Source organism: Streptomyces sp. NPDC059564 (genome assembly GCF_042735575.1).
GTDB lineage: Bacteria > Actinomycetota > Actinomycetes > Streptomycetales > Streptomycetaceae > Streptomyces.
Genome location: NZ_JBHWBP010000138.1, coordinates 1 through 18,732, shown reverse-complemented (window position 1 = coordinate 18,732; position 18,732 = coordinate 1). Strand labels below are relative to the sequence as shown.

At 72.3% G+C, this 18,732-nt stretch carries 16 protein-coding genes; 9 read left to right on the top strand and 7 right to left on the bottom strand.

Annotated features, from left to right (window positions below):
• The first annotated feature begins 286 nt into the window (after positions 1 to 286).
• A complete protein-coding gene (locus tag ACFV0Q_RS22730; RefSeq protein WP_385008093.1) occupies positions 287 to 955 on the top strand; it encodes a class F sortase in 669 nt (222 codons plus the stop codon).
• A gap of 24 nt (positions 956 to 979) precedes the next feature.
• Here the strand turns inward: ACFV0Q_RS22730 and ACFV0Q_RS22725 are convergent, their stop codons facing one another.
• On the bottom strand, positions 980 to 1,756 hold the full coding sequence (locus ACFV0Q_RS22725; RefSeq protein ID WP_385008091.1) for a sulfite exporter TauE/SafE family protein: 777 nt from the start codon (positions 1,754 to 1,756) through the stop codon (positions 980 to 982).
• 382 nt (positions 1,757 to 2,138) lie between these two features.
• Entirely contained in the window at positions 2,139 to 3,062 is a 924-nt protein-coding gene (locus tag ACFV0Q_RS22720) for a ferric reductase-like transmembrane domain-containing protein (protein ID WP_385008089.1), read from the bottom strand.
• A gap of 190 nt (positions 3,063 to 3,252) precedes the next feature.
• On the opposite strand from ACFV0Q_RS22720, the gene ACFV0Q_RS22715 reads away from it, so the two are divergent.
• From ACFV0Q_RS22715 to nirD, 3 genes are read left to right on the top strand one after another with little or no spacing between them, the layout of a single operon-like run.
• Positions 3,253 to 4,482 (top strand): NAD(P)/FAD-dependent oxidoreductase, encoded by a 1,230-nt coding sequence (locus ACFV0Q_RS22715; protein WP_385008087.1) that lies wholly within the window; start codon positions 3,253 to 3,255, stop codon positions 4,480 to 4,482.
• Position 4,483: 1 nt separating this feature from the next.
• Entirely contained in the window at positions 4,484 to 7,006 is a 2,523-nt protein-coding gene (nirB, locus tag ACFV0Q_RS22710) for a nitrite reductase large subunit NirB (RefSeq protein ID WP_385008085.1), read from the top strand.
• Positions 7,003 to 7,335 carry a nitrite reductase small subunit NirD gene (nirD, locus tag ACFV0Q_RS22705; protein WP_385008083.1) on the top strand — a complete coding sequence of 111 codons (333 nt, stop codon included), beginning with the start codon at positions 7,003 to 7,005 and terminating at the stop codon, positions 7,333 to 7,335. Before nirB ends, nirD begins: the two co-directional genes overlap by 4 nt.
• A 27-nt stretch (positions 7,336 to 7,362) precedes the next feature.
• Here nirD and ACFV0Q_RS22700 read toward each other — a convergent pair whose 3' ends face one another.
• From ACFV0Q_RS22700 to dusB, 4 genes are all read right to left on the bottom strand, one after another.
• On the bottom strand, positions 7,363 to 7,767 hold the full coding sequence (locus tag ACFV0Q_RS22700) for a VOC family protein (RefSeq protein ID WP_385008081.1): 405 nt from the start codon (positions 7,765 to 7,767) through the stop codon (positions 7,363 to 7,365).
• 136 nt (positions 7,768 to 7,903) lie between these two features.
• A complete protein-coding gene (locus tag ACFV0Q_RS22695; RefSeq protein WP_385008079.1) occupies positions 7,904 to 8,932 on the bottom strand; it encodes an ArsR/SmtB family transcription factor in 1,029 nt (342 codons plus the stop codon).
• Positions 8,933 to 9,341: 409 nt separating this feature from the next.
• A complete protein-coding gene (gene ppdK, locus ACFV0Q_RS22690; protein WP_385008077.1) occupies positions 9,342 to 12,050 on the bottom strand; it encodes a pyruvate, phosphate dikinase in 2,709 nt (902 codons plus the stop codon).
• Between the two features lie 366 nt (positions 12,051 to 12,416).
• Complete coding sequence (gene dusB, locus ACFV0Q_RS22685) at positions 12,417 to 13,559, bottom strand: tRNA dihydrouridine synthase DusB (protein WP_385008075.1); 1,143 nt, start codon at positions 13,557 to 13,559, stop codon at positions 12,417 to 12,419.
• A gap of 52 nt (positions 13,560 to 13,611) precedes the next feature.
• On the opposite strand from dusB, the gene ACFV0Q_RS22680 reads away from it, so the two are divergent.
• Positions 13,612 to 15,063 (top strand): MFS transporter, encoded by a 1,452-nt coding sequence (locus ACFV0Q_RS22680; protein ID WP_385008073.1) that lies wholly within the window; start codon positions 13,612 to 13,614, stop codon positions 15,061 to 15,063.
• A gap of 35 nt (positions 15,064 to 15,098) precedes the next feature.
• Here ACFV0Q_RS22680 and ACFV0Q_RS22675 read toward each other — a convergent pair whose 3' ends face one another.
• The gene (locus ACFV0Q_RS22675) at positions 15,099 to 15,557 is read right to left on the bottom strand and encodes a MarR family winged helix-turn-helix transcriptional regulator (RefSeq protein WP_385008071.1); all 459 of its coding nucleotides are present in this window, start codon (positions 15,555 to 15,557) and stop codon (positions 15,099 to 15,101) included.
• Positions 15,558 to 15,648: 91 nt separating this feature from the next.
• On the opposite strand from ACFV0Q_RS22675, the gene ACFV0Q_RS22670 reads away from it, so the two are divergent.
• The 4 genes from ACFV0Q_RS22670 to ACFV0Q_RS22655 all read left to right on the top strand — a co-directional run bounded on the left by ACFV0Q_RS22670 (position 15,649) and on the right by ACFV0Q_RS22655 (position 18,621).
• Positions 15,649 to 15,993 carry a DoxX family protein gene (locus ACFV0Q_RS22670; protein ID WP_385008069.1) on the top strand — a complete coding sequence of 115 codons (345 nt, stop codon included), beginning with the start codon at positions 15,649 to 15,651 and terminating at the stop codon, positions 15,991 to 15,993.
• Between the two features lie 58 nt (positions 15,994 to 16,051).
• Positions 16,052 to 17,137, top strand: coding sequence for an aldo/keto reductase (locus ACFV0Q_RS22665; RefSeq protein ID WP_385008067.1), 1,086 nt, complete (start codon positions 16,052 to 16,054; stop codon positions 17,135 to 17,137).
• A 21-nt stretch (positions 17,138 to 17,158) separates the two neighbouring features.
• Positions 17,159 to 17,752: a TetR family transcriptional regulator gene (locus ACFV0Q_RS22660; RefSeq protein ID WP_385008065.1), complete on the top strand. Its 594-nt coding sequence runs from the start codon at positions 17,159 to 17,161 to the stop codon at positions 17,750 to 17,752.
• Between the two features lie 155 nt (positions 17,753 to 17,907).
• Entirely contained in the window at positions 17,908 to 18,621 is a 714-nt protein-coding gene (locus ACFV0Q_RS22655) for a VC0807 family protein (RefSeq protein WP_385008062.1), read from the top strand.
• Positions 18,622 to 18,732: the final 111 nt, after the last annotated feature.

Genomic DNA, 18,732 nt, shown 5'->3' with positions numbered 1-18,732 from the left:
GGGTCACGTGCACTCCGGGGTGGGCGGTGGCACGACCACCGCCACCGACCCCGCCAAGATCACGGCGGGAGCGGCCGTACTGGCCGCGGCCGCCGTCGGCGGTACCTGGCTCCTGCGTCGCCGGGCGAGCGGCACGCGGAGCTGACGGGCGCCCACCGCGGCTCCGGCCGCGGTCCGACCGGTACCGCCCCCCGTCGCCCGCCCCGCGAGGTCCCCCCCGTTCGCGGGGCCGGGCGACGGCCAGTCCTGCGAACGGCACGGCGAACGGCAAGGCAAGGGGGTACGCATGCACGGCGGCTTCCGGGGCCTGCGACGGCACCCCGCGGCCGGAGCGGGCCCGGCCGGGCGGCGCGGCCCCGCCGGACTCGTCGCGGTCGCCGCCTGCATCGGCATCTGGCTGGTGACCACCGGCTCCCGCGAGCCGGTCGGGCCGCCGCTGCCCTCCCCCGCCGAAGGGCTGAGCGCGCAGGCCCGGTTCCCGGGGTCCATCGCCCCGCTCACCGGCTCCCCGCCCACCCGGATCCGGATCCCGTCGATCGGCGTCGACGCCCCGCTCACCGGGCTCGGCCTCGACCGCGACGGCAGCCTCGAAGTGCCCCCGCCCGCCCGCCGCGACCTCGCGGGCTGGTACCGCGACGGGATCACGCCCGGCGCGACGGGCACGGCCGTCATCGCGGGCCACGTCGACGACGCCATCGGTCCGGCCGTCTTCTACCACCTGGGCGCGCTGCGCCGGGGCGCCGCGATCGAGGTCGCCCGCGCGGACGGACGTACGGCCGTGTTCACGGTCCACGCGGTCGAGGTCTACGACGCCAAGGCCTTCCCGGACCGGCGCGTGTACGGCCCTTCGCCCCGCGCCGAACTGCGGGTGATCACCTGCGGCGGCGGTTTCTCCCCGCGCACGGGCTACCAGGGCAACGTGGTCGTCTTCGCCCACCTCACGGGGACGTACTGAGGCCCGCCGGTCCCCGGCCGCCCGTCAGCCCCACTGCTCGAAGCCCAGCTTGATGACCAGCGCGCCGACCACCGTCAGCAGCACGCCCCGTACGAAGCCGCTGCCCTTCTTGAGGGCCATCCCGGCGCCGATCATGCCCCCGGCGAGGTTGAAGAGCGCCATCAGGGCGGCCAGCTGCCACAGCACCATCCCCTGGTACGCGAACATCGCCAGCGCCCCGCCGTTCGTGCACACGTTGACGATCTTGGCGGTGGCGGAGGCGGTGACCAGGTCCAGGTGGAGCAGGGCGGTGAGGGCCAGGACCAGGAAGGTGCCGGTGCCGGGCCCGATCAGGCCGTCGTAGAAGCCGATGCCCAGACCGGCGAGGCCGATGGTGAGCAGCACCCGCTGACGGGACACGGGCGAGGCGGCGGGGGCGGTGCCGAAGCCGGGTTTGAAGATGACCACGGCGGCCACCACCACGAGCACCCCCATGATCAGCGGGCGCAGCGCGTCCTTGCTGATCCCGCCCGCGAGCGCGGCCCCGCCCATCGATCCGGCGAGCGCGGCCACGCCGATGCGGACGGCGAGTTTCACGTTCACCGGGGCCTTGCGGGCGTAGGTGACGGCCGCCCCGGTGGTGCCGACGATGGCCACCGCCTTGTTCGTTCCGAGCACGGTGGCGGGGTGGGCGTGCGGGAGGCCGAGCAGCAGGGCGGGCAGGAGCAGCAGTCCGCCGCCGCCCACCACCGCGTCGATCCATCCGGCGGCGGCCGCGGCGACGCACAGCACGATGATCATGGTCAGTGATATGTCAGGCACGGGCCGACCCTATGGACCGGATCCGTGCGGTGACCATCAATGCCCGGAATCTTGCGCAAAGGTTGAGCTTTGCCGGGCCGGCGCCCGGTCCGGCGCCACCGGAGCGGCCGGTTCCACCACGGCTGTCAGCGCGGTCGCCGCCAGCACGCCGGCCAGCCCCAGCCCCGCCGCGAGCCGCCGCCCGGGCGGTACGCGGACCAGCGCGGCGGCCGCGGTCCGCACGGCGGAACCCGGGCGCGGCTTGCGGTGCCGGGCGGCGGGGCGCGGCGGCGCGGCGGCTCCCGGCTCGGAAACAGGGTGATGTCCCCGGGCCCGCCCGGCAGCGTCTCGAACAGGGCCCGCATCGGGGTGATCCCGACCCCGCAGGGGGCACCTCCCAGCGTTAGCTGGGGGAGATCAGCAGCACCTTGGCCCGCGTCCGCCGGGCGGCGGTGAGCGCCCCGAACGGCCCGGTGGCGATGACCCGCGTACCGGGACGCAGCCGGCGGATCCGGCGGGAGTGCCCGCCGAGCCCCTTCACGGTGATCCGCAGCGTGGCGCCGCGCACCGGAGCGGACAGCGAGAAGGGCAGGGCCGTGTACCAGAGCCGCCGCTGGAGGAACCGCCAGTGCAGGAACTGCCCGGGCTCGGCGCGCAGCTCCGCGAGGTGCTGCCCGTGCACGACGACGGAGACCACCCCGGGCCCCTCCGCCCGTACCTCCGCGACCCGCAGCGCGTGCCGCAGGGCCTGCCGTACGGGGACCACGGCGCGGTACCAGACCAGCAGCACGCCGACGACGGTGTGGGCGAGGGCCCAGAACCAGGCGGCGGCCGCCAGATCGGGCCCGGACAGCTGGTGGCCGAAGGCGAGGGCGGCGGCGAGGTAGACGGCCAGGTGCACCCCGCGCCAGGTTTCGTGCGCGACCCGGCGGCGTACGGCCCGGGCGGAGGTCACGCCGACGGCGGCCGGCAGGACGGTCCCCGCGGCGGCGGCCCCGAGCGCGGGGTGGCCGAGCAGCTCCCGGCCGGCGGTGAGCACGTCGGCGCCTTCGTACACGGCGTAGCCGAGCAGGGCCAGGAGCCCGTGACCGAAGCAGAGGAGGAGCCCGTGGCGGCCGCCCAGCGCGTGCCAGCGGGCCGGCCGGTCGGCGCCGACGCCGTGCTCCACGGCGGGCACCCGGGCCATCAGGAACAGCAGCACGAGGATCCCGTACCCGGCGAGCAGCCCGGTCAGGTGCGCGGCGGTGGCGAAGAGCGCGTCGAGCCGGGCCGAGGGGCGCACCTGGGCCGCCCAGAGCAGGACGACCAGCCCCGCCCCGCCCAGCACCCCGCCCTTGACCCGTACGCCGCATCTCGCATGGCGCCCACGCCAAGCGGCCCCGGAGCCCTTGCGGCGACCCTTAAGGCGGCCTTGAGGAAGGCCTCACCGGCCCTTGATCCCGGCGCTGAGGACGGCGTTCCGTCCGGGTAACAGGGGTGGTTCGGCGGGGAAACAGCGGGCGCGCACGCTCGTGCCCATGACTCCTCGGCAGCGTGTGGTGGTGATCGGCGGCGGCCTGGCCGGCCTGCGGCTCGCCGCGCGGCTGGGCCCGGCCGCCGCGGTGACCGTACTCGGCGAAGAGGCCCGCGCCCCCTACAACCGGGTGCTGCTGGCCGAGGTCCTGGCGGGCCGGTACGCGCCCGGGGTGGCCGCGCTCCCGGACCCCGGTCCCGTACTGCGCCGGGGCGTGCGGGCGGTCCGCGTCGACCGCGCGGAGCGCAGGGTGCACTGCGACGACGGCACCGTGACGGGCTACGACGCGCTGGTGCTGGCCACCGGCTCGAACCCGGTCCTGCCGCCGCTGCGCGGGCTGTTCACCTCCGGGGGGCGGGAACTCCCGGACGGGGTCCACGCGTTCCGCACGATGGACGACTGCCTGGCCCTGTCGGCGGCCCTCGGTCCGGGCGTGCGCGCGGTGGTCATCGGCGGCGGGCTGCTGGGCGTCTCGGCGGCCCGTGCGCTGGCCGCGCGGGGTGCGCAGGTGGTCCTCGCGCAGCAGGCGGAGCGGCTGATGGAGCGCCAGCTGGACGCGGACGCCTCCGCGCTGCTGCACGCCCACCTGACCGCCCTCGGCGTGGAGATCCACACCCACTGCCGCGTACGGGGCCTGACCACCACCGCCGACCGGGGACCCCGCCTGGTCACCGGGGTCGAGCTCGCCGACGGGTACCGGCTGGACGCCGATCTCGTCGTCCTCGCCTGCGGCGTCCGCCCCCGCACCGGGCTCGCCCGGGCGGCCGGGCTGGAGGTCCGCAAGGGCATCGTGGTCGACGGCCGCCTCCGCACCGGCGACCCCGCCGTCCACGCCATCGGCGACTGCGCCGAGCACGCCGGCCGGGTGTACGGCCTGGCGGGCCCCGCCCTGGAGCAGGCCGACGCCCTCGCCGCCACCCTCACCGGCTCCCCCACGCAGTACACCGGCACCCGCGCCCTCACCCGCCTCACCCTCGGCGGAACCGGCCGGCCGCTCGACCTCGCCGCCTTCGGCGAGCCCACCCCGCTGCCCGGCGACGACGTGGTCCGCCTCGCCGACGCCACCCGCAGCACCTACCGCAAGGTCGTCGTCCGCGGCGACCGCCTCGTCGGCGGGGTGCTGCTGGGCGAGCTCTCCACCGTGGGGGCCCTGGCCCGCACCTGGGAGGGCGACGAGCCCCTGCACGAGACCGACGACCTGTTCCACCTGCTCACCGACGACGGAGGCCACTGACATGACCGAGTCCCTGCCCGCGATCGTGCTGATCGGACACGGCATGGTCGGCCAGCGCTACCTGGAGGCCCTCGCCGAGCGCGGGGCCACCGCCACGCACACCGTCACCGTGCTCGCCGAGGAACCCCGGCCCGCCTACGACCGCGTGCACCTGACCTCCTACTTCTCCGGCAGCACCCCCGAGGACCTCTCCCTCGTCCCCGACGGGTTCATGGAACGGCACGGGATCGGCCTGCACCTCGGCGACCCCGCCGGGAGCATCGACCGGGACGCCCGCACCGTCACCACCCGCTCCGGGCGCGTGTTCCCGTACGACGTGCTCGTCCTGGCGACCGGCAGTTACCCCTTCGTGCCGCCCGTCCCCGGCAAGGACGCGCCCGGCTGCTTCGTCTACCGCACCATCGAGGACCTCCTCGCGATCGAGGAGTACGCCAAGACGAGGACCAGTGGCGCCGTCGTCGGCGGCGGCCTGCTCGGGCTGGAGGCGGCCGGCGCGCTGAAGGGCCTCGGACTCGCCACCCGCGTCGTGGAGTTCGCGCCCCGCCTGATGCCCGTCCAGGTCGACGAGGGCGGCGGCGCGGCCCTGCTGCGCACCATCGAGTCCATGGGCCTGACCGTGCACACCGGCGTCGGCACCCAGGAGGTGCTGACCGGCGAGGACGGCTCCGTCAGCGGGATGCGGCTCTCGGACGGCACCGACGTCGCCACCGACCTGGTCGTCTTCTCCGCCGGGGTCCGCCCCCGCGACCAGCTCGCCCGCGACTGCGGCCTGGAGGTCGGCGAACGCGGCGGGATCGCCGTCGACCCCCGCTGCCGCACCTCCGACCCGCACGTCTACGCCATCGGCGAATGCGCCCTGGCGTCCGACGGCCGGGTCTACGGACTGGTCGCGCCCGGCTACGAGATGGCCGAGACGGCCGCCGAGGACCTGCTGGGCCGCGAGCGCCGGTTCACCGGGGCGGACCTGTCCGCCAAGCTCAAGCTGCTCGGCGTGGACGTGGCCTCCTTCGGCGACGCGCACGGCACGGCCCCCGGCAGCCTGGACGTGGTCTGGTCCGACTCCCGCTCCGGCGTCTACAAGAAGCTCGTCATCTCCCCCGACGGGGTCCTGCTCGGCGGGGTGCTGGTCGGCGACGCCGACGCGTACGGGCTGCTGCGCCCCCTCACCGGCAGCGTCCCGCCGGTGGCCCCCGAACAGCTGGTGCTGCCCGCCGGACTCGGCCCCGCCACCGCGATGGGCCCGTCCGCGCTCCCCGACTCGGCGGTGATCTGCTCCTGCCACAACGTCACCAAGAAGGCGATCACCGCCTGCGCGACCCTGCCCGAGGTCAAGAAGTGCACCAAGGCGGGCACCGGCTGCGGCGGCTGCCTCAAGGTGATCGGCCGGCTGCTGCCGGCCGCCGCCGACAAGGGGCTGTGCGGCTGCTTCCCGTACACGCGCGCCGAGCTCTACGAGATCGTCCGCACCCGGCGCCTGACCTCGTACCGGGAGATCCTGGACGCCCACGGCCGCGAGGAGGCCCGCGGCGGCGAGGGCTGCGAGGTGTGCAAGCCCGCCGTCGGCTCGGTCATCGCCTCCCTCGCCCCCGTGCTCGGCGCGAGCGGCTACGTCCTCGACGGGGAGCAGGCCGCCCTCCAGGACACCAACGACCACTTCCTCGCCAACCTCCAGCGCAACGGCTCGTACTCGGTCGTCCCCCGCATCCCGGGCGGGGAGATCACCCCCGACAAGCTGATCGTGATCGGCGAGGTGGCCCGCGACTTCGGCCTCTACACGAAGATCACCGGCGGCCAGCGGATCGACCTCTTCGGCGCCCGCGTCGACCAGCTCCCCCTCATCTGGGCCCGCCTCGTCGACGCCGGATTCGAGTCCGGGCACGCGTACGGGAAGGCCCTGCGGACGGTGAAGTCCTGCGTGGGGCAGACCTGGTGCCGCTACGGGGTCCAGGACAGCGTCCGCATGGCCATCGACCTGGAGCTGCGCTACCGGGGCCTGCGCGCCCCGCACAAGCTGAAGTCGGCGGTGTCGGGCTGCACCCGCGAATGCGCGGAGGCGCAGAGCAAGGACTTCGGGGTCATCGCGACGGCGAGCGGATGGAACCTCTACGTCGGCGGCAACGGCGGCGCGGTCCCGCGCCACGCCGACCTCCTCGCCCAGGACCTGTCGGACGCCGAACTGGTGCGCCTCATCGACCGGTTCCTCATGTTCTACATCCGCACCGCCGACCGGCTGGAGCGGACCTCCACCTGGCTGGAGCGGCTGGAGGGGGGCCTGGAGCACCTGCGGGACGTCATCGTGCACGACTCGCTCGGACTGTGCGCGGAGCTGGAGGCGCTGATGGCCGGGCACGTGGCGCACTACCGGGACGAGTGGGCCGAGACGCTCCGCGACCCCGAGCGGATCCGCCGCTTCGTGTCCTTCGTCAACGCGCCCGGCGCCCCCGACCCGACGGTGAGGTTCGTGCCCGAGCGCGACCAGGTCAAGCCCGACCTGGCCGTCCTGACGATCGGAGGAGCCCGGTGACGGTGGAACTGAAGGTGGCGGAGGGCTGGCTGACGGTGTGCGAGCTGTCCTCGCTCGTTCCCGGGCGGGGGGTGGCGGTCCTGCTGCCCGACGGGGGCCAGGCCGCCGTGTTCGTCGACCGCGCGGGGCGCCCGTACGCGATCGGCAACCAGGACCCCTTCACCGGGGCGCAGGTCCTCTCGCGCGGGCTGCTGGGAGGGGCGGCGGGCCGGCCGTTCGTGGCCTCGCCGCTGCTGAAGCAGCGCTTCGACCTGGAGTCGGGGCGCTGCCTGGACGACGAGGAGGTGGCGGTCCGGACCTACCCGGTGCGGACCGCCGCGACCTCGTGACCCCGTTATCCCGCTGTCCCGCGGCGATCAGCCCTGGACCATCGCCGGGTCCATCCACATGATCTCCCAGGTGTGGCCGTCGAGGTCGTCGAAGGCCCGGCCGTACATGACGCCGTGGTCCTGCGCGGGGCGGGGCTCGGTGGCTCCGGCCGCCAGGGCCCCGTCGACCAGCGCGTCCACCGCGTCGCGGCTCTCGGAGCTCAGGCAGAGCAGGACCTCGGAGGTGGTGGTGGCGTCGGCGATGGCCTTGTGGGTGAAGTCCTTGTAGCGGGCCTCGGTGAGGAACATCGCGACGATGGCCTCGGAGATGGGCATGGAGGCGCAGTTCTCGTCGGTGAACTGGGCGTTGAAGGAGTAGCCGAGCTTGCCCCAGAAGGCCTTGGTCGCCTCGAGGTCCTCGACGGGCAGGTTGACGAAAATCATGGTGGACATCTCGGTGTCTCTCTTCTCTGGGGTCTCTCGTGCGGTGCTTTCGAGAGGTAGACCGACGCCCCCGGGTCAACTCATCGCTCTGCGGGAAACTTTTCCGAAGTTTCTTCCGCGGACCACGAAACCGCAGGTCAGAGCCTCAGGACACGACGGCGCCGCCCTTGAGGAGGGCCGCGCCCAGCGGGGTGACCGTGTGGAGGACGGCGTTGCCGTGGCGGAGGGTGGTCACCAGGCCCGCCTCGCGCATCACGCAGGCGTGCTGGCTCGCCGAGGCCAGGGAGACGCCGGCCCGGCGGGCCAGTTCGCTGGTGGTGGCTCCGTCGCCGATGGCCCGCAGCACCACGGAGCGGGTGTGCCCCACGAGCTTGCCGAGGGTCCGCTGGCGCTGTTCCTCCGCGGGCCGGGCGGCCTCGCCGCCGGGCGCCGTGGAGGCCAGCTGGGCCGCGGCCGGGTAGACCAGCACGGGCGGCAGCTCCGGGTCGTGCAGGGTCACGGCGGTGCGGCGGCAGAAGAAGGACGGCTGGAGCAGCAGCCCGCGCCCCCGCAGCCGTACGTCCCGGTCCACGGGGTACTCGCACTCCAGCACCGGCGCCCGCCAGCGCAGCATCGGCGGCAGCGAGGCGAGCAGCTCGTCGGCGCCGCCGTCGAGCAGGGCCCGGCCGCGCGCGGCCCGCTCCGCTTCGATCTGGGCCTGGATGTGCGTCCAGTACGGCTCCACGGCCGCGCGGTGGTATCCGCGCAGCTCGGCCAGGAGCCGGGGCAGGTGCTTGGTGCCGCCGTCGATGAACTCCCGCAGCCGGGCGGGTGGCGGGGTCCCGAAGGCCGCCCCGAAGCCCGTACCGGAGCCCGAGCCCACGAGGGACAGCTCGCGCCGCAGCCGTTCGGGGCGGAGCGCGCGCAGGGCGTCGAGGCCGACGTCCCACCCGTACTGCCCCTCCACGGGGGTCAGGAAATCCGGGAAATACCCGCGCGCGGGTATGAGCGCGCCGAGCAGCCTTGTTTCACCATTCAACCGGCTCCGGGTTTCCGTACGCCATTCACCGAACAACCGGACATCACGCCGGTCTCTTAAGCGGTGAAAACTAAGAATCGTTTCCCACAACGCATCGGGACGCCCTGCCATCCGTACGCGTGCCAGGTCCACTCCAGTGAAATGGATACGAAGCACCGAACCCCCAGCTGTGCAACCGCAATCCCCCCGCCCCATGAGTATGCATGCCGTCACACGTGGTCACCACGCCCTTTCGGCCACAGTTGAAACCCCTTTCGGCAGGGGCGTGACAAGCGAAATCCTGTACTCCGCCAGGCACACTCCGGTGCGACCGAAACGCTCCGTGAAGGCCGTGGGGGGCTTTGCGGGGCCTGGCGGTCGGTCGCACAGGGAAGCGCCGACGTGCCTGGCACGATAGGCGGCAGGCGGTGGACGGGTGGGGATCCGTCCACCGCCTGGCGCCGTAAAGACTTCGTTGAATATGCGGCGATACCCCGCCTTCGAAAAGAAGGCGCGCCTGCCCCCGGAGGTCAGGCGACCGGGGGCAGGCGCAGTCAGGGGTCCGGCGGGGCCGGTCCTACGGGGCTCAGCGGCTGTCGGAGCCCTTCGCCTCGGCGGCCGCACGGCCGGCCTCCAGGCGCGCCACCGGGATCCGGAAGGGCGAGCAGGAGACGTAGTCGAGGCCGACCTCGTGGAAGAAGTGCACCGACTCCGGGTCGCCGCCGTGCTCGCCGCAGACACCGAGCTTGAGGTCGGGGCGGGTGGCCCGGCCGGCCTCGACGGCGCTGCGGACCAGCGTGCCGACGCCGTCCTTGTCGATGGTCTCGAACGGCGAGACCCCGAAGATGCCCTTCTCCAGGTACGCGGTGAAGAAGCTGGCCTCGACGTCGTCGCGGGAGAAGCCCCACACCGTCTGGGTCAGGTCGTTCGTACCGAAGGAGAAGAACTGCGCGGCCTCGGCGATCTGACCGGCGGTCAGAGCGGCACGGGGCAGCTCGATCATGGTGCCGATGGTCAGCTTGAGGTTCGTGCCGGTGGCGGCCTCGACGTCGGCGATGACCTGGTCGGCCTCCTCGCGGACGATCTCCAGCTCCTGGACGGTGCCGACGAGCGGGACCATGATCTCGGCGCGCGGGTCGCCCTTGGCGTTCTTGCGCTCGGCGGCGGCCTCGGCGATGGCCCGGACCTGCATCTTGAACAGGCCGGGGATGACCAGGCCGAGGCGGACGCCGCGCAGACCCAGCATCGGGTTCTGCTCGTGCAGCTTGTGCACGGCCTGGAGCAGGCGCAGGTCGTTCTCGTTGGCGTCCTTGCGGGACTCGGCGAGGGCGACGCGCACCGACAGCTCGGTGATGTCGGGCAGGAACTCGTGCAGCGGCGGGTCGAGCAGGCGGACGGTGACGGGCAGTCCGTCCATCGCCTCGAACAGCTCGACGAAGTCCTTCTTCTGCAGCGGCAGGAGGGCACTGAGTGCCGCCTCGCGCTCGTCGTCGGTGTCCGCGAGGATCAGTCGCTCCACCAGTCCGCGACGCTCGCCGAGGAACATGTGCTCGGTGCGGCACAGGCCGATGCCCTGGGCGCCGAAACGACGGGCGCGCAGCGCGTCCTCGGCGTTGTCGGCGTTGGCGCGCACCCGCAGGCGGCGGACGCGGTCCGCGTAGGCCATGATCCGGTGCACGGCGGCGACCAGCTCGTCGGCGTCGTCGGCGCCGGCGTGCATGCGGCCCTCGAAGTACTCGACGACCGGGGACGGTACGACGGGTACCTCACCGAGGTAGACCTTGCCGGTGGAGCCGTCGATGGAGACGACGTCGCCCTCCTCGATCACCGTCTCGCCGACCGTCATGCGGCGGCGCTTGGTGTCGACGTCGAGCTCCTCGGCACCGCAGACGCAGGTCTTGCCCATGCCGCGGGCGACGACGGCGGCGTGCGAGGTCTTGCCGCCGCGCGAGGTCAGGATGCCCTCGGAGGCGATCATGCCGTCCAGGTCGTCCGGGTTGGTCTCGCGGCGGATCAGGATGACCTTCTCGCCGGAGCGCGACCACTTGACGGCCGTGTACGAGTCGAAGACGGCCTTGCCGACCGCCGCGCCCGGGGAGGCGGCGATGCCGCGGCCGAGCAGCTCCGTCTTCGCGTCCTCGTCGAAGCGCGGGAACATCAGCTGCGCCAGCTGGTGGCCGGTGACGCGCTGGAGGGCCTCGGCCTCGTCGATCAGGCCCTGGTCCACGAGCTGCGTGGCGATGCGGAAGGCGGCGCCGGCGGTGCGCTTGCCGACGCGGGTCTGGAGCATCCACAGCTGGCCGCGCTCGATGGTGAACTCGATGTCGCAGAGATCCTTGTAGTGGTTCTCCAGCGTCGTCATGATCGTCATGAGCTGGTCGTACGAGGCCTTGTCGATGGCCTCCAGGTCCGCGAGCGGCACGGTGTTGCGGATGCCCGCGACGACGTCCTCGCCCTGGGCGTTCTGGAGGTAGTCGCCGTAGACGCCCGCGTGGCCGCTGGCGGGGTCGCGGGTGAAGGCGACGCCGGTGCCGGAGTCGGGGCCCAGGTTGCCGAAGACCATGGAGCAGATGTTGACCGCGGTGCCCAGGTCGCTCGGGATGCGCTCCTGGCGGCGGTAGAGCTTGGCGCGGTCGGTGTTCCACGAGTTGAAGACCGCCTCGACGGCGAGGTCCATCTGCTCGCGGGCGTCCTGCGGGAACTCGCGGCCGGCGTCCTTCGCCACGATCTTCTTGAAGACCTTGACCAGCTTCTTCAGGTCGGCGGCGTCGAGGTCGGTGTCGACGGTGACCTTCTTGGCGGCCTTGGCCTGGTCGAGGGCGTCCTCGAAGAGCTCGCCCTCGACACCCAGGACGGTCTTGCCGAACATCTGGATCAGGCGGCGGTACGAGTCCCACGCGAAGCGCTCGTCGCCCGACTGGGCGGTGAGGCCGGCGACCGACTCGTCGGAGAGGCCGATGTTGAGGACCGTGTCCATCATGCCCGGCATGGAGAACTTGGCTCCGGAGCGGACGGAGACCAGCAGCGGGTCGTCCGACTGGCCGAGCTTCTTGCCCATCTTCGCCTCGAGGGCGGCGAGGTGCGCGCTGACCTCGTCGCGCAGCTCGGCCGGGGCCGTGCCGCTCTCCAGGTAGACCTTGCAGGCCTCGGTGGTGATGGTGAAGCCGGGGGGCACGGGGAGACCAAGGTTGGTCATCTCGGCGAGGTTGGCTCCCTTGCCGCCGAGAAGGTCCTTGAGGTCCCGGTTGCCCTCGGTGAAGTCGTAGACGAACTTCTGATCTTTGTTTTCCGACACGGGTCTCGACTCCTCGAGGACTCGGGTGGCTGCCCTGACGGCCAGGAACATACCCAGATCGAAGGCTTCTGGGTACGTCCACTTGGCCGTCATGCGGCTGTAACCACTCGTGCGCCAGCAGATCGAAAGTAACTCACGGGTAAGGGAAACCCCCTGGCAGTGTTCACAACCCGAAGACAGAGGGGGACTTTGAGGCTTGATCCCGCTCGGATGAGCGATCATCGATACATTTGCGTTCAACTCTTGAACGCACAAAGGGTGGCACCCAGTGCCACCCTTTGAAAGTCTTACCCGTGACTTATCTGCTCATCTGAGCGAAACCCTTCGCATGCGTGGCGTATATCACGCTACACGGAGGGCGATTTGTCAGCCTCCGGAGGTGTCCAGCTCGGCGTCCTCGCTCACCCCGGCGCAGTCGTACGGATCCTTCAACCAGCCCTCGGGCAGGACAACCCGGTTGTTTCCGGACGTCCGGCCGCGCGGGCCGTCCGCGCTCTCGGGCCACGACTGATCCAGATCCAGCTCGCTCAGATGAGCGTCCAGCTCGGCCAGGGAAGAGGTCACCGCCAGCTTCCCGCGCATCTCGGACCCCACCGCGAAGCCCTTGAGGTACCAGGCCACGTGCTTACGGAAGTCGATCACCCCGCGGGCCTCGTCGCCGATCCACTCCCCGAGCAGCCGGGCGTGCCGGTGCATGGTGGCCGCGACCTCGCGCAGGGTCGGCTTGTGGAAGTCCTGGGGGCGGCCCTCGAAGGCCGCGACCAGGTCGTTGAACAGCCACGGCCGCCCCAGGCAGCCGCGCCCCACGACGACGCCGTCGCAGCCCGTCTCGCGGACCATGCGCAGCGCGTCCTCGGCGCACCAGATGTCGCCGTTGCCGAGCACCGGGATCTCCGGGACGTGCTCCTTGAGCCGCGCGATGGCGTCCCAGTCGGCCGTGCCGCCGTAGTGCTGGGCGGTGGTGCGGCCGTGCAGGGCGATCGCGGTGACCCCCTCCTCGACGGCGATCCGGCCGGCGTCGAGGTAGGTGAGGTGCTCGTCGTTGATGCCCTTGCGCATCTTCATGGTCACCGGCAGGTCCCCGGCGCCCGCGACGGCCTCGCGCAGGATCGCGCGCAGCAGGTTGCGCTTGTAGGGCAGGGCCGAGCCGCCGCCCTTGCGGGTCACCTTGGGGACCGGGCAGCCGAAGTTCAGGTCGATGTGGTCGGCGCGGTCCTCTTCGACGATCATCCGGACGGCCTTGCCGACCGTGACCGGGTCCACCCCGTACAGCTGAATCGAGCGAGGTTTTTCCGTCGCGTCGAAGTGGATCAGCTGCATGGTCTTGTCGTTGCGCTCGACCAGGGCGCGGGTCGTGATCATCTCGCTCACGAACAGCCCCTTGCCGCCCGAGAACTCGCGGCAAAGGGTACGGAACGGGGCGTTGGTGATGCCTGCCATCGGCGCGAGCACCACCGGGGGCTGCACGGTGTGCGGGCCGATCGCGAGAGGCGGAGGGAGCGTGGTCATCCCCCCATTGTCGCGCACGCGGTGTTCGTTAGTTAGCCGTACTATCGGCAATATGCATCACACGAGTCCCCGGCGGCGCGTGCTCGTCCTGGCGATCTGCTGCATGAGCCTGCTCATCGTCAGTCTCGACAACACCGTCCTGAACGTCGCGCTCCCCTCCATGCGCCGCGACCTGAACGCCTCGGTCTCCGGTATGCAGTGGACGATCGACGCCTACACGCTGGTCCTCGCCTCGCTGCTGATGCTGGCCGGGTCCACGGGGGACCGGATCGGCCGCCGCAAGGTCTTCGCGGCGGGCCTGGTCCTGTTCACACTGGGCTCGGTGCTCTGCTCGCTCGCCCCCACCCTCGAATGGCTGATCGCCTTCCGGATGATCCAGGCCGTCGGCGGCTCGATGCTCAACCCGGTCGCCATGTCGATCATCACCAACACGTTCACCGATCCCAAGGAACGGGCCCGCGCCATCGGTGTCTGGGGCGCGGTCGTGGGCATCTCCATGGCCGCCGGGCCGCTGATCGGCGGGCTGCTGGTGGACTCCGTCGGCTGGCGGTCCATCTTCTGGGTGAACCTGCCCGTCGGCCTCGCGGCTCTCGTACTGACCCTGCGCTACATCCCCGAGTCCCGGTCCGAGCGGCCGCGCCGGCCCGATCCGGTGGGCCAGCTGCTGGTCATGCTCCTGCTCGGCACGGTGACGTACGGGATCATCGAGGCCCCGGCGGCGGGCTGGACCTCCCCGCGGATCCTCGGCTGCGCCGTGGCCGCGCTGGCGGCGCTGGCCGGGCTGCTGGTCTACGAGCCCCGGCGCGCGGACCCGCTGATCGACCCCCGGTTCTTCCGCAGCGCCCCCTTCAGCGGGGCGACGGTGCTGGCGGTGAGCGCGTTCGCCGCGCTGTCGGGGTTCCTCTTCCTGAACACCCTCTACCTCCAGGACGTGCGGGGGCTGGACGCCCTGGACGCCGGGCTCTACATGCTGCCGATGGCGGCGTTCGCCTTCCTGTGCGCGCCGGTGTCGGGCCGGATGGTGGCCTCCCGGGGGCCGCGGCTGCCGCTGCTGGTGGCGGGGGTGGCCATGGGGGCGAGCGGGCTGCTGTTCGCGGTGTTCTCCGCCGAGGGCTCCACGCCCCTGATGTTCGCCGGGTACGTGCTCTTCGGCATCGGCTTCGGCCTGGTCAACGCCCCGATCACCAATACGGCGGTCTCCGGGATGCCGCGCGCCCAGGCGGGGGTCGCGGCCGCCGTGGCCTCCACCAGCCGGCAGACCGGCGGGGCGCTGGGGGTCGCGGTGATCGGCGCGGTACTGGCCGCCGGGACGGCCGGTGGCGGGGACTTCGCGGCGGCCACCCGGCCCGCCTGGTGGATCATCACCGGCTGCGGGCTGGTCGTCCTGGTGGTCGGCGCCGTCACGACCGGGGCGTGGGCCGAGGCGACGGCCCGGCGCGCCGCCCGTGAGCTGGAGGAGCCCGCGCTCAGCCCCTCGGCGGCCGCCGCTCCCCCGCTCGCCTGACGGCCCGCGGGGCCCCGTATCCCGCCGCCGGGGTCCTACTGCTCCTGGCAGTCGAACTCGTCCGGCCGCGCGTCGATGCGGGACAGCAGGCCGCGCAGGACGTCCTGCTCCTGCGCGCTGAGCCCGGCGAACAGACCCGACTCGACGGCGTCGAGCGCCGCGTTGGTCTCGCCCAGGACGGTGGCCCCGGCTCCGGTGATGGCCACGTTGTGGCGGCGGCGGTCGGCCGGGTCCCGGCGGCGCTCGACGAGGCCGTCGCGCTCCAGGTCGTTGAGGATCCCCACGAGCACGCTCGGGTCCACCTCCAGCAGCTCGGCCAGCGCCCGTTGGCCCACGGGGCCGTTCTCCAGGTGCATCAGCGTCATCGCGTGCCGGGGCGTGAGCCCGGCCGCGCCGAGCGCCTTCCTCATCCGGGTCTGGGTGACGGCCCCGTGCCAGGCCAGCAGCAGGCCCAGCCGCTGCGGTGGGTGCGGGGCTTCCTGTGCTGCCGTCATGTTCCACACCGTAACAGCCGAGGAATGATTGCGATCTATCGATCGTTGATGCTATTCAATGATCCGACATTCTCGATTGTTGGAGTCCCTCATGTTCATCGCATACGCCGTCGTCGCCGGCCTCCTCGCGCTCACCCTCACCGCGTCCGCCACCTTCACGCTCCAGCGCAACGAGGCGGTCGCCGCGAGCATGCGGAAGGTCGAGGTGCCCGACTCCTGGATGCCGCGACTGGCCGCCCTCAAGGCCGCGGGGGCGGTCGGCCTGGTCGCCGGGCTCTGGATGGCCCCCCTCGGCGCGGCCGCCGCGGTCGGCGTGACCCTCTACTTCATCGGCGCGGTCGTCGCACACCTGCGCGTCAAGGACTTCGAGCTCGCCCCGGCGGCCGTCCTCACCCTGGTCGCGGCGGCCGCCCTGATCCTCCGACTGGCGGCCTGACCCACACTGACGAGTGACAGATATTGAAATCTGTCACTCGTCATGCCATTCTCGTTCCATGACGACGAACGAGAACTCCGCGACCACCACCCCCGCCTCCTCCTCTTCCTCCTCCGTGACCCCCCGCGGGCTCGGCACCACCGGGCCGGCCGTCTTCCCCCTGGGGCTGGGCTGCATGGGCATGTCCGCGCTCTACGGGGAGGCCGACCGGGCCGAGTCCATCGCGACCATCCACGCCTTCCTCGAGGCCGTCCCCGCCGGCATGGACGCGCTGCTCGACACCGGCGACTTCTACGGCATGGGGCACAACGAGCTCCTGATCAGCGAAGCCCTCCGCACCGCCCCGGCGGCCGCCCGCGAGCAGGCCCTGACCAGCGTGAAGTTCGGCGCCCTGCGCACCGTCGAGGGCGGCTTCACGGGCTACGACGGCCGGCCCGCGGCCGTGAAGAACTTCCTGGCCTACTCCCTGCAGCGGCTCGGCCGGGACCACATCGACATCTACCGGATCGCCCGCGTGGACCCGGACGTCCCGATCGAGGAGACCGTCGGCGCCATCGCCGAGGCCGTCCAGGCCGGGCACGTCCGGCACATCGGCCTCTCCGAGGTCGGCGCGGACACCCTGCGCCGGGCCGCCGCGGTGGCCCCGATCTCCGACCTCCAGATCGAGTACTCCCTGATCTCCCGCGGCATCGAGGACGAGATCCTGCCGGCCGCCCGCGAGCTCGGCATCGGCGTCACGGCGTACGGGGTGCTCTCCCGCGGACTGATCAGCGGCCACTTCAGCCGCGACCGCGCGCTGGCTCCCGGCGACTTCCGCGGTATGAGCCCCCGCTTCCAGGGCGACAACCTCCAGCGCAACCTCGACCTGGTCGACGCGCTGCGCAAGGTCTCCGAGGAGAAGGGCGTGAGCGTCGCCCAGACCGCCATCGCCTGGGTGCTCGCGCAGGGGCCGAGGCTCGGCGCCGACATCGTGCCGCTGGTCGGCGCCCGGCGCAGGGACCGGCTGGCCGAGGCACTGGGTGCCATGCGGGTGGAGCTGACCGAGGCCGACCTGACCGCCATCGAGGAAGCGGTCCCGGCCGGGGCGGCGGCCGGCGAGCGCTACCCGGCGGCCCAGATGGCCCACCTCGACAGCGAGCACTGAGCGGGCGGTACGGTCGTACTCATGCCCCCCGCTGCCGCCGAACCCCTGACCCCCGAGCGCATCCTCGAAACCACCGAGGAAGTGCTGCGCCGCTTCGGCCCCGGCAAGGCGACCGTGGTGGACGTGGCGCGGGCTCTGGGCGTCAGCCACGGCAGCGTGTACCGGCACTTCCCGTCCAAGGCGGCGCTGCGCGAGGCCGTCACGGACCGCTGGCTCGCCAAGAGCGTGAAGATGCTGGAGGAGATCGCCTCGGCGCCCGCCGGGACGGCCCCCTCCAAGCTGGAGTCGTGGCTGGAGGCGCTCTTCGAAGCCAAGCGCCGCAAGGCCGGAGCCGATCCCGAGCTGTTCGCCACGTACACCGTGCTGCTCGCCGAGAACAGCGGGGTCGTCGACGCCCACCTGAGCCAGCTCATCGACCAGCTGGCGCGGATCATCGGCGAAGGCGTCACGGCCGGCACGCTGGCCGCACCCGACGTCCCCGCCGCCGCCCGCGCCGTCTTCGACGCCACCGGGCGCTTCCACGACCCGCAGTACGCGGCGGACTGGCTGTCGCCCACGATCGTCACCGAGTTCGAGGCGGTCACCTCGCTGATCATCCGGGGCCTGCGCGCCTGACCTGCGCTTCCTCCGTACGGAAACGGCCTGGTCCGGAATGCTCTGGTCCGCACGGCTTGGCGATCATTTTGGTCAGAACGGCTTGTAGCTGTCGCCGCGGTGTCTTTACGGTCCCCTTACCGCACACCATCAGGCACGCACCAGGGGGACCTTCCATGTCCGGCGACACCGCACAACCCTCACCTCCCGCACGCTCCGGCGCGGCCACCGCCCTCGGCTGGATCCTCACCATCGGCCTCAACGTGGTCGCCCCGATCCTCACCTTCAACACGCTCACCGAAGACCACGGCTGGAGCGACTTCTCGGCGCTGCTGGTCAGCGGCGTCTGGCCGGTGCTCGACAGCGCCATCCATGTGGCCTGGCGCCGCAAGCTCGACGAATTCGCCATCGTCACCCTGGTGTTCCTGGTGATCACGGCGCTGGTCACCCTCGTCGGCGCCCACTCGGCGCGCACCCTGCTGATCAAGGACTCGGCGGTGACGGGGCTGTTCGGGGCGCTGTGCCTGGTCACCCTGCTCGCGCCGAAGCCGCTGATGTTCTACTTCGGCCGCAAGTTCGGCACCGACGGCACCAAGGAGGGCGTGGCCTACTTCAACGGCCTCTGGCAGTACCCGGACTTCCGCAGGGTGATGCGGCGGATGACCACCGTCTGGGGCGTGGCCTACCTGATCGAGGCCGCGCTGCGCGTCGTGCTCGCCTTCACGCTGACCACCTCCACGATGGTCACCCTGAACCCGTTCCTGATCTACGGGTTCCTCGGCGGCCTGATCCTGTGGACCATCCGCTACTCGAAGCGGGCCCAGGCCGAGGGTGAGGCCCGGGCGGCCGCCGCCATGGCCCAGGCCGGAAACGGCCCGGCGCCCGCCTGACGGGTCCGGACAGACCGGTGGCCCGGGGGGCCGGGCCCGCCCCCGGGCCCCCGGGTTGGGACAGGGGGGCCAAGCAGCCCGGCCGAACGCGGGCCGAGGAGCGCAGGGTAA